Annotated in this window: 10 protein-coding genes; 3 read left to right on the top strand and 7 right to left on the bottom strand. The window is 68.6% G+C overall.

What is annotated here, in order from left to right; translation table 11 throughout:
* The 3 genes from KDM41_15360 to KDM41_15350 form a co-directional block, all read left to right on the top strand.
* Window positions 1-352: hypothetical protein (locus KDM41_15360; protein MCB1184806.1), on the top strand; the 352-nt coding region annotated here is incomplete at its 5' end.
* Window positions 353-632: 280 nt separating this feature from the next.
* Window positions 633-845 carry a hypothetical protein gene (locus KDM41_15355; protein MCB1184805.1) on the top strand — a complete coding sequence of 71 codons (213 nt, stop codon included), beginning with the start codon at window positions 633-635 and terminating at the stop codon, window positions 843-845.
* A gap of 56 nt (window positions 846-901) precedes the next feature.
* Window positions 902-1,075, top strand: coding sequence for a hypothetical protein (locus KDM41_15350; protein MCB1184804.1), 174 nt, complete (start codon window positions 902-904; stop codon window positions 1,073-1,075).
* Window positions 1,076-1,104: 29 nt separating this feature from the next.
* On the opposite strand, the gene KDM41_15345 is transcribed toward KDM41_15350, so the two are convergent.
* The 7 genes from KDM41_15345 to KDM41_15315 all read right to left on the bottom strand — a co-directional run.
* On the bottom strand, window positions 1,105-1,374 hold the full coding sequence (locus KDM41_15345) for a hypothetical protein (GenBank protein ID MCB1184803.1): 270 nt from the start codon (window positions 1,372-1,374) through the stop codon (window positions 1,105-1,107).
* 15 nt (window positions 1,375-1,389) lie between these two features.
* Window positions 1,390-2,265, bottom strand: a complete 876-nt coding sequence (locus tag KDM41_15340) for a class I SAM-dependent methyltransferase (protein ID MCB1184802.1) — start codon at window positions 2,263-2,265, stop codon at window positions 1,390-1,392.
* A gap of 37 nt (window positions 2,266-2,302) precedes the next feature.
* Window positions 2,303-3,970, bottom strand: a complete 1,668-nt coding sequence (locus KDM41_15335) for a sodium:alanine symporter family protein (protein ID MCB1184801.1) — start codon at window positions 3,968-3,970, stop codon at window positions 2,303-2,305.
* A gap of 275 nt (window positions 3,971-4,245) precedes the next feature.
* Entirely contained in the window at window positions 4,246-6,249 is a 2,004-nt protein-coding gene (locus KDM41_15330) for a CZB domain-containing protein (protein MCB1184800.1), read from the bottom strand.
* Between the two features lie 131 nt (window positions 6,250-6,380).
* Window positions 6,381-7,895 (bottom strand): flippase, encoded by a 1,515-nt coding sequence (locus KDM41_15325; protein ID MCB1184799.1) that lies wholly within the window; start codon window positions 7,893-7,895, stop codon window positions 6,381-6,383.
* Window positions 7,896-7,905: 10 nt separating this feature from the next.
* The gene (locus KDM41_15320; GenBank protein ID MCB1184798.1) at window positions 7,906-9,582 is read right to left on the bottom strand and encodes a hypothetical protein; all 1,677 of its coding nucleotides are present in this window, start codon (window positions 9,580-9,582) and stop codon (window positions 7,906-7,908) included.
* A gap of 117 nt (window positions 9,583-9,699) precedes the next feature.
* Window positions 9,700-9,927 (bottom strand): hypothetical protein (locus KDM41_15315; protein MCB1184797.1); only part of this gene is annotated, 228 nt, incomplete at its 5' end.

Genomic DNA, 9,927 nt, shown 5'->3' with positions numbered 1-9,927 from the left:
CAACGGGGGACTGCCGGCGGAGATGCAGAGCCTGACGATCTTCCACGCCGGCAACGAATGGAACGTGACCGACGGCGCCGATGTCAGCCACGTCCTGCGCCTGGACGGCACCGAGCAGACCATCTGGACGCGGCGGGGCGAAGCCCGCGCCTCCGCCGCCTGGGAGGGCGCCGCCCTGGTGGTGCGCATCCGTCCGGCCGGCGGCGACGGCCCGCCCCGCGTTCGGCGCTACTCCCTGCTGAGCGAGGGGCGGCGCCTGCAGGTCGAGGAGTCGGCGCCGGACGGCAAGGGCGACGGCTCCCCGGTCCGGCTCGTCTACGACCGGATGCCGGACGGCCCGGAACGTCAATAGGTAAACAGTTGCGAATTCCGTACAGATCCTTAACTTTCGGCCGATAGTTTGTGCACCGGTCGCCGACCTGCCATATTGGGATTCCACCCGGAAAACGGGGCGAACGGCGAATTCCCCCGGCAGCGGCTCAATAAGGATGGTAGCAGTGAGCAACACGGACCTGATCAGCATCTCCGAGACGGCGAACACCGCCTTCGGTGGGTTCGACTGGTCGGAGCACGAGGGCAAGGGCGTGCGGCTCTTCGTCCAGGGCTTCGGCTGAGGCGGGCCGTCCATCGGCATGGCTCTGGATGAGCCCAAGGACGACGACGCGGTCGTCGAGCACAACGGCATCAAATTCGTCATGGACACGCAGACCACGGACATCCTGCGCCAGAGCGGCGGCCTGACCATCGACTATGTCGACGAGGCCTACCGGCGCGGCTACATGCTGAAGCTGGGCGCCACCGCCGGCGGCGACTGCAGCAGCGGCGGGTGCAGCGGCTGCGGTTGATCCCGGTCCGGAGATGACACGCGGAAGGGACTCCGACTCGGGGTCCCTTCTTTTTCGTGGCGACCGATCCGGTCTGGACCACGCGCGACGACAACGGCACGTCGCTCGCCTGTTTCTGGGGGGGCCTGGCCGGATTCCTGTGCGGGGGGGTCATGGACACGGGGGCGCGGGAGTCCCTGTCCCGGTCGGTCTGGATGGACAACGGGACCCTCGACACGCGGGGCCCCTGACGAAAAACGGGTCGCGCACCGCCCCGCGCCTAGAAGTCGTCGGGATCGATGGTGAAGTCGTCCTCGTCGTCGTCGTCCTCGAAATCGTCGTCGTCGTCCCGATAACCCAGATCTTCGTCATCGAAGTCGTCGTCGTCGAAATCGTCCTCGTCGAGCTCGTCCAGGTTCGGTTCCGAGTCGTCCACGAAACCGTCCTGGAACTCCTCGCAGCACTCGTCGCCGCAGAACGTGCGGCCCCGGAAGACGAGCCCTTCACCCTCGATGTCGGCGCCGCACTGGGCGCAGGCCTTCATCTTCATTCCCGCTCTCTCCCACTACTTGAACGCCAGGATGTACGCCACCCAGGCAGGCGCCAGATCTCCCTCCCGACTGGGCTGGAATTCCCCGTCGGGCTCTCCGTCCTCGTCCGTGCCTTCCCAATACACCACGGTCTCGCGGAAACCGCATTCGGCCAGCAGGTCGCAGGTTTCCGGCAACGACCACAACCGCCAGTCGTAGGCGAAGGCCTTCTTCATGCGGCTGCCGTCGGGAAAACTGAAATCGATGTAGCAGGTGATCTCGTTCGTGATGGGATTGAACGTGTCCTGGTCCCAGATGTAGTCGAAGCCGTCCTGTTCGCGTTCCTCCTCCTGGGGCACCTGGGCCTCCGGCCCGCCGTAGCAGTCCATCATGAGCATGCCGTCGTCGCGGAGGCTCGCGTGGCAGTTCAGCAGGTACTCCTTCAGCTCGGCGCGCGTCTTGAAGCCCCACCAGCTGAAGTTCGTCGCGGTGAGCACCTCGGCCTGCGGTTCCCGCACCCGCCGCACGTCGTCGCGCACCAGGGTGATCCGCGCGGCGTCCTCGCCGAGGGGAGCCAGGTTGTTCTCGCGCCCCCACTGCAGCGTGGGCTCGTCGTAGTCGACGCCCAGGGCCGTCCGGTCGGCCCCGAGCCGGACCCACTCCGCGCACAGGTTCGCGGTGCCGCAGAAGTCTTCCCGCAGGAAGCGGGCGTGGCGGCCGAAGCGCTCGGCGTACACGCGGTCGATGAACTCGACCTCGACGTCGGCGTTCTGCACCGACTTCTCGTACAGCCAGTGCCGATCGGCGTTCTTGGCCGTCAGCCTGCCCTTCCGCGCCAGCTTCGCCATCTGCTCGGCGAGGCTCTTCGATTCCTTCGACTTCTTCTTTTCCAGCTTCGCGTTCCCGCCCATGATGTCCGGCTCCGTTGCGTGTGGTCCGGCCCCGGCGTCACCGCAGGGGCTTGTGTTCCCTGGCGAAGTACTCGCCGCTCATCTGCTTCACCTTGCGGGACAGGAAGAACAGCCCGATCAGGTTCGGCAGCGACATCAATCCGAGGGCACTGTCGCCGAAATTCCAGACGACCTCAAGGGAGAAAATCGCGCCCAGGAAGTTCATGATCACGAAGATGATCTTGTACGGCAGCACGTACTTCGTGCCCAGCAGATAGACCACCGCGCGGTCGCCGTAGTAGCTCCAGCTGATGGCCGTCGAGACCCCGAACAGCACCACGCCGAGGGTGACGAGCAGGTGGCCCCAGTCGCCGAAGCGGGCCAGACCGCGCTTGAAGGCCCACGCCGTCAGGGGCGAGCCGTTCTGGGCCATGTCGCCGTCCAGCGTCAGGGCCGGCAGGCCGTCGGTGACGATGTCGCCGTTCTCGATGCGCAGCGCTCCCGTGTAGGGCGTGCCGTCGTCCATCGTCAGGCGGGGCAGCTCGACGACCGCGTGGTTCCGCACGAGGAAGGCGCCGCTCGGCGTGCCGTCCATGACCTGGATCTCGCCGGTGTAGCGGTCCGCGTCGCCGATGATCCCGTCGGTGAGCACCCGGCCGCTCTCGTTGATGACGGTGATCGCCGACTGGGCGTTCACCGGCACGCTGTCCGGCAGCCGCTCGTGCCACACGCCGGTCGAGAGGATGACCAGGCCGGTGATGGAGCAGATGATCAGGGTGTCGATGAGGGGGCCGAGCATGGCCACGACGCCCTCGCGCACGGGCTCGTCGGTCTTGGCCGCCGCGTGGGCGATGGGCGCCGAGCCCTGGCCCGACTCGTTGCTGAACAGGCCCCGCTTGACGCCCCAGGTCAGCATGAAGATGAAGGTGCCGCCGGCGAAGCCGCCCACCTGGGCCGCCGGCTTGAAGGCCGAGGCGAAGATCTCGACCAGCACGGCCGGGATGTGCTGGAAGTTCAGCAGCACGACGACCAGACCGCTCACCACGTAGATCGCCGCCATGTAGGGCACGAGCTTGCTGGTGACCGCGCCGATGCGCTTGATGCCGCCCAGGATCACGGCCGCCACGAGCGCCGCCGAGAGCAGGCCCGTGACCCAGGTGGGCACGCCCAGATCGGACCGGATCTGGTCGGCCACGGTGAAGGCCTGGATGCTGTTGCCCGAACCGAAGCTCGAGATCACGGCGCAGATGGCGAACATCACCGCCAGCCACTTCCAGCTCTTGCCGAGCCCCTTCTCGATGTAGTACATGGGCCCGCCCGAGGCGCTGCCGTCCGGCAGGATCACCCGGTACTGGATCGCCAGCGTGCACTCGGCGTACTTGAGGGCCATGCCGAAGATGGCCGTCACCCACATCCAGAACAGGGCGCCCGGCCCGCCGTAGTGGATGGCGGTGGCCACGCCGGCGATGTTGCCGATGCCGACGGTGGCCGACAGGGCCGTGGTCAGGGCCTGGAAGTGGCTCAGGTCGCCGTCGTGGGCGGGGTCGTCGTACTTGCCCCGCATGACGTCGATGCCGTGCTTCAGGCGGCGCAGCTGGATGAAGCGGAGGGTCGCGGTCATCACCAGCCCGGTCACGAGCAGGACGGCGACCATGACGGGAAAGGCGCTGGGCCAACCCCAAACGGTACCGGACAGGCCGGCGGAAAAGTCGGTCAGGAAATCCATGGGGACCTTTCGGGGATCAGTCGGACGGATTCAGGGTCCCCTACGAATACACGACCGGGCGGGGCGAAATCAACCGTCGAGTTGATCGGCCCCGCCCGGTGCGGTGCGGCGCTGGCAGGCTGTTGAAAAACTCATTCTGGTACCCGGTGCGCCTGGCCGGGCCGAGATCGAGGCGCGATTCCGCCGCCGTAGCCGTAGCTACGGCAAGGGATCGCAACGCGGAGATCGGCTTGGCCAGGCGTACCGCGTGCCGGGAGGAGTTTTTCAACAGCCTGCTAGACTTCGATGAGCTCGTCCTCGTCGAGGGGAATCACCTGCATGGGATCGGCCGGTTCGGGCACGAAGGACCCGCGCGACGGCCGCGGGCGCGCCCTGGCGGCCGCCGCCGGCGGTGGCCCGGCGACCGTGGCCAGATCCGCATCGACGAGGGTCGCGGCGCGGACGGCCCGCCGGCCGGCGCAGCTGCCGGTGGCGGTGTCGCCCGTGATGACCCGGGCCAGCACGTCGACCATGTGCTTCAGTTCGCGGGCCTGACCCGAGAGTTCCTCGGCCGCCGACGCCGACTCCTCCGCGTTGGCCGCGGTGTTCTGGGTGATCTGGTCGAGGTGGCCCACCGCGGTCGTGATCTCGCCCACGCCCGTCGACTGCTGGCTCGTGGCCGTGCTCACGGCCGCCACCAGGTCGCCCACCTTCTCGATGCCGTCCACGAGCTGGGCGAGGGTCGCGGTCACGCCGTGGGTGACCTGCACGCCGCCGTCGGCGTTGGCCTGGCTCTGGTCGATGAGGCCGGCCGTGCTGCGCGCCGCCTCGGCGCTGCGGCCCGCGAGGTTGCGCACCTCCTCCGCGACCACGGCGAAGCCCCGGCCCGCGTCGCCGGCCCGGGCCGCCTCCACCGCCGCGTTCAGGGCCAGCAGGTTGGTCTGGAAGGCGATCTCGTCGATCGTCTTGATGATCTGCGCCGTCTGGTCGGCCGACTCCTTGATGCGCCCGATGGCCTCGGTCATGCGGCCCATGGCGGCCTGGCCGTCCTCGGCCACGCCGCGCAGGTCGCCGGCGAGCCGGCTGGCCTCGCCCGCGTGCCCCGCATTCTGGCTGGTCATGGCCGAGAGCTCCTGCAGGGTCGCCGTCGTCTCCTCGAGGCTCGAGGCCTGCTGGCTCGCGCCGTCGGCCATGTCCTGGCTCGCCTGGGCCACCTGGCCGCTGGCCACCGCCACCTGCTCCGCACCGAGGTTCAGTTCGCACATGACCGCATTGAGCGCCCGCACGATGCTGCGCGTGATCAGCACGGCCAGCGCGATGCCCACCAGGCCGGCCGCCAGACCGAGCCAGGTCACCGCCGAGCGCGTGCCCCGGGCGGCGGCCAGCATCTCGGCGTCGGTCATCACGTTGGCGGCGACCACGTCGCGCGCCTCGCCCAGCAGGCCGGCCACCTCGTGCAGGGCGGGCACGGTCTCGGCGGCGTAGATCTCCGAGGCCTGCAGCATGCCCGCCACGTCCTGTTCCTGGAATGCGATGAAGGAATCGATCCCCTTGAGCACCTGCTGGGCCGCCGGCTCGACCTCGGCGTAGTAGGACATGGTCGCGAGGTCGTAGTCGCCCTCGTCGAAGTGACCCTGGATCGTCAGGGCGCCGGCGTGGAGCCGGCGGTGCGCCGCCTCGACCTGCCGCCAGATATCGGCGAACTCGGGCGAGGCGTCGCGCCGGGCGACGGCCGCATCGCCGTACAGCCAGGTGCCGAAGCCGCAGCGGTGGGGGTCGGTCTGGACGAAGAGCTGGTCCTCGCCCGCGAGGAAGACGTCCTTCACCTGGTGCAGCCAGGTCAGGTGCGCCGTCTTGGAATCGCGCAGGAAACCGCCGAGAGCGAGATCCGCCGGCGTGTACACGGCGGCGATGTGGACCGCCGAGGCGTGCAGACGCGCGTGGGGGTCCTCGATCCGGCCCAGGATCGCCGCGAGACCCGGCACGAGCTCCTCGGCCGCCCCGCGTTCCGTCCCGTAGTACCACTGGCCGAAGGCGCACTTGTGCGGATCGGTCTGGACCGCGAGCGTCGTCACCGCCGGGTCGTTGATCAGGGCCCCCACCTGGTTGGCCCAGTTCAGGTGATCGATCTCCTTCTCGATCATCACGCCCTTGACCACGTTCCCGTCGATGACCTCCGTGGCGTCGCCGACGATGTCGCCGATCCCGAAGAACGCCCGGGCGGCGAGGCCCGCGAGCAGCACGAGCACCGTGCCGAATCCCACGCCGATCTTCCGGCTCAGACTCCACTTCCTGAACATCGCATCTCCCCTGCGTCACGAGTCCGGGCGAGCCTCCACCGGATCATCGGCCGCATGGGTGAAATCTTTAACAACTTGTTGAAGAAACTAAAGTTACAGTATTTTGGTAGGATATTCTCAAACCAGGCCGATCAGGCTGCGGGCGGCCGTCGGCGCATCTCGGCGAGGAGCCGCAGATCGCCAGCCCCGAACACGCGGAAGGCGAAGAGGGCCGCCCCGTAGCCCGCGGTCGTGAGCAGGGTGGCGGTCAGGAAGGCGAGCCAGCCCTCGTGGACCGGCAGGTAGCGCCACGACACGTGCCAGGCCGGGACCGCCGCCGCCAGCACCAGGACCGTGGTGGCCCAGGCCGCGGCCAAGGACGCCACCGGGCCCAACAGCGCCTTCAGCACCGGCGGCCGCAGCGGCGTGCGCGCCAGGTAGTGGTGGTGCATCAGGTAGCTGGTGAGCATCGCGATGATCGTCGCGGCCGAGGCGCCGTAGTAGCTCGTGCGGGGAATCAGGACCACGTTCAGGACCACGTTCACGAGCATGGAGACGAAGCCGATCTGCACGAAGACCCGCTCGCGGTTCGCGGTGATCAGCAGGCGGCTGTAGATGATCGAGGCGGCCTGCAGGGGCAGGCCCCACACGACGATCATCAGCACCCGGATCGAGTCGTTGAAGCCGGCCTGGCCGTCGCTGAAGAAGAAGATGATCGGCTCGGCGATGAACATCACGAAGACCGTGAGCGGCAGCATGGCCACCATCATGAAGCGGAGGGAGCGCTCGCCGAGGCGGCGCGCGTCGTCGCCCGAACGCTCGGCGTAGCGGGCGAGGGCCGGGAAGACGGCCGTGCCGAAGAGGCCCGGCACGATGAGCAGGATGTCCAGCGCCCGGTGCCCGAGGAAGTAGATCCCGCTCACGGCGTCGCCCTTCATGGCGTTCAGCATGACGGTGTCGACCATGTTGTAGACGATGCCGAAGGTCGTCGCCAGGAAGAGCGGGAACCCCAGCTTCAGCATGTGGCGCGGCGTGGGCACGGGACGGTCGTCGTCCGGGTCGTGCCACTGCCAGGGGCCGGTGGTCGCGAACATGAGCGGCGCCATCACCAGCAGCCGGATGAGGCGGCTGATGGCGTTCGACCAGACCACGCCCATCAGGCCGTGGCCCGCATCGAGGGCCCAGAAGGCCATGGCGAAATAGGCCACGGCCGAGACGACCTGGCCGGTCGTCTGGTGCTGCACCTTCTCGTGGGCCTGCAGCACGGCGTCGCAGGCCATGGCCGTCGATTCGATGAAGATGGCCAGGCCCGTGACGAGGAAGGCCGCCGTCTTGACGGCGTCGTATCCCTTCAGTTCGACGAAGGCGAACAGGAAGAGGTAGCCCACCGCCCCCATGGCCCAGCGCACCTTCATGGTGCTCAGGAAGAGGGGCAGGGTCATGCCGCGGCGCCGCGTGATCTCGCGGGTCAGCAGCGTGCCGAGACCGAAGTTGGACATCACCAGCAGGATCGCCACCAGGTTGGTGGCCGTGCCCCAGATGCCGACGCCCTCCTCGCCGAGGATGGGCGACATCTTCTTGAAGATGAACACGCCCAGGACCCGGCCCGCCAGCACGCCGAAGGTGAGCAGGGCCGTGTTCTTCGCGATGGTCCGACTGGCCTGCATGGCGCCTTTCCTAGAAGTAGCCGCGGGTGGTGGCCGTCAGGACGGGACGGCCGTCGCCGTTCAGGTCCCAGGCCAGGTCGATGCGGGCCACCTGCGAATTGGCCGAGCGCGTGGGGCCGAAACGGATCCCGAAACCCGCCTCGTGCCGCACCGCCCCGGGGCCGGCCTGCTCGTCCCGCCACCAGGCCCGGCCGCCGCTGTAGAAGGCCGCGAAGCCGACCCGCACCAGGCCGAGCGGCTCGCTCGGCAGCACCTTCCCCTGCTCCACGTTCCAGCGCACGAGATGGTCGCCGGCCATGCCGTCGAAGTCGAGGGTGCGCAGGCCGCGGTCGAGCCCCAGCACGTGGGCCTCGCTGCCCAGCAGGGCGCCGCCCTGGGCGTACTCGGCGAAGACACGGGTCAGCCAGGGACTGAGCTCGGCGCCGCGCCGCGCGACCCAGCCGACGATCGCGTCGTAGCGGTAGGTGCGCACCCGCCGGCTGCCCAGGTCGCCGTAGGCGTTGCCGTGCACGAGGAGGTAGCCGTCGGGCGCGGCGAACCAGCGGGTGGCGGTCGCCCGGGTGCGCCAGCGCGTGTCGCCGTAGCCCGTCGTCGAACCGACCTGGCCGCCGACGGGCCCGGTCCGCACGTCGGCCTCCCAGTCGAGCGGGACGTCCTCCACCGGCCCGTATTGGAGCACGAAGCGGGCCTTGCGCCAACGACGACCTTCGGTGCGCAGCCAGAGGAAGGGCTGCACCTCGACGCCGGTTTCGCGCACGTAGGGCTGGTTCTCGTCCTCGAGCCAGGTCAGGTCGACGACGCGGTCGTCCGAGAGCTCGACCGCGTGCAGGTCTTCGTGGAAGGCCTGGTCGGTCACGTCGATGCCGCCGCCGAAGCGCCACACCCGGCCCTCGCGGGGCGCCGACAGACGCCACTGGAAGCGCGCCTCGAGCCCCTTCTCGCGGTAGGCCAGGGGCGCGTGGAGACTGGAGCCCGCCGCGGGATCGAGCCCGGCCGGGCCCGCGTTGCTGAGGAAGAACCGCTGGTCGTACTCCTTGTCCCAGGCCCGGAATTCACTGCCCCAGGGGTCGTCCAGGGCATAGAACGGCCGGTTGAAGATGACCTGCCGCACGTGCCCGTCGCCCCGCTGCGAGTAGTCGATGCCGAGCCAGAAGCCGGCCCGGAACAGCCGCCGCTGCCGGTACCACAGGTTCCAGAACGAGGCGTTCTCGTCGGCCCCGACGCCCGCACCCACCGTCACGCCGTGGCCGAGGAAGTTGACGTCGGCCAGCTGGACGTTCCAGCGCTGGTCGCCACCCGAGGCCAGCGAGTACGAGAACGAGGTGCGCAGCGTCCAGGCCTCGCGGGTGCGCACCAGCACGTTCACGCGGCCAGCGGCCGTGGTGTCGATCGCCGTGACCCGGATGTTGTTGAGGAAGCCGAGATCGCGCAGGTTGCGCTCGGTCTCCTCGAGCAGGGCCGGATCGAAGGGGTCGCCGGTGTGGAAGAGCAGCTCGCGCCGGATCACGTAGTGCCGCGTGTTGAGATGGACGCCGTTCATGGCCCGCCGCAGCAGGAGCAGGGCCCCGGAGGCCTCCTCCACCTCCCGGGTCTCGAAGATGTCGTCAGTGACGATGCGGACTTCGCCGACGGTCAGGGGCGCATCGGCCGCCGCGGCCGACCTCGCCGACCCGATGGCCAACACCACGACACCTGTCAGCAGAACCGCGACAAGACGTCTGGCAGTCATGCCATTATGACATAAAATGACTGTCATGCCCGGGGCTCCGCAGCGGAATCCGGAGACCCGTCGCCCGCACCCGTATCATGCCAACTCATTGAATTCAAGACGCTTCCAGTTTTCTCGGAAAAAATTCCGCTGCCCCGGCACACCGCTTGTATGGGGGGAGACAAATGCGTTGATGGTGTGGGCAAGGTTTCCCGCGGACGGAAGGCCCACTTGTAACACAAGACCGTGACCCAAGGCAAACGAAAGGCCCGGCATCGCCCGGCCGCAGCAACGAGGAGGAAATGCCATGACGACCCTGTTCCC

The organism is bacterium (assembly GCA_020440705.1).
GTDB lineage: Bacteria > Krumholzibacteriota > Krumholzibacteriia > LZORAL124-64-63 > LZORAL124-64-63 > JAGRNP01.
Note: the sequence above shows the minus strand (reverse complement) of the source record. Positions and strands in the feature narration are given on the sequence as shown.

Excerpts from the sequence above, each read along its gene's own strand:
- KDM41_15355 (MCB1184805.1), top strand. The coding sequence starts at position 633 with ATGGCTCTGGATGAGCCCAAGGACGACGACGCGGTCGTCGAGCACAAC.
- KDM41_15345 (MCB1184803.1), bottom strand. The coding sequence starts at position 1,374 with ATGAAGATGAAGGCCTGCGCCCAGTGCGGCGCCGACATCGAGGGTGAA.
- KDM41_15340 (MCB1184802.1), bottom strand. The coding sequence starts at position 2,265 with ATGGGCGGGAACGCGAAGCTGGAAAAGAAGAAGTCGAAGGAATCGAAG.
- KDM41_15335 (MCB1184801.1), bottom strand. The coding sequence starts at position 3,970 with ATGGATTTCCTGACCGACTTTTCCGCCGGCCTGTCCGGTACCGTTTGG.
- KDM41_15330 (MCB1184800.1), bottom strand. The coding sequence starts at position 6,249 with ATGTTCAGGAAGTGGAGTCTGAGCCGGAAGATCGGCGTGGGATTCGGC.
- KDM41_15325 (MCB1184799.1), bottom strand. The coding sequence starts at position 7,895 with ATGCAGGCCAGTCGGACCATCGCGAAGAACACGGCCCTGCTCACCTTC.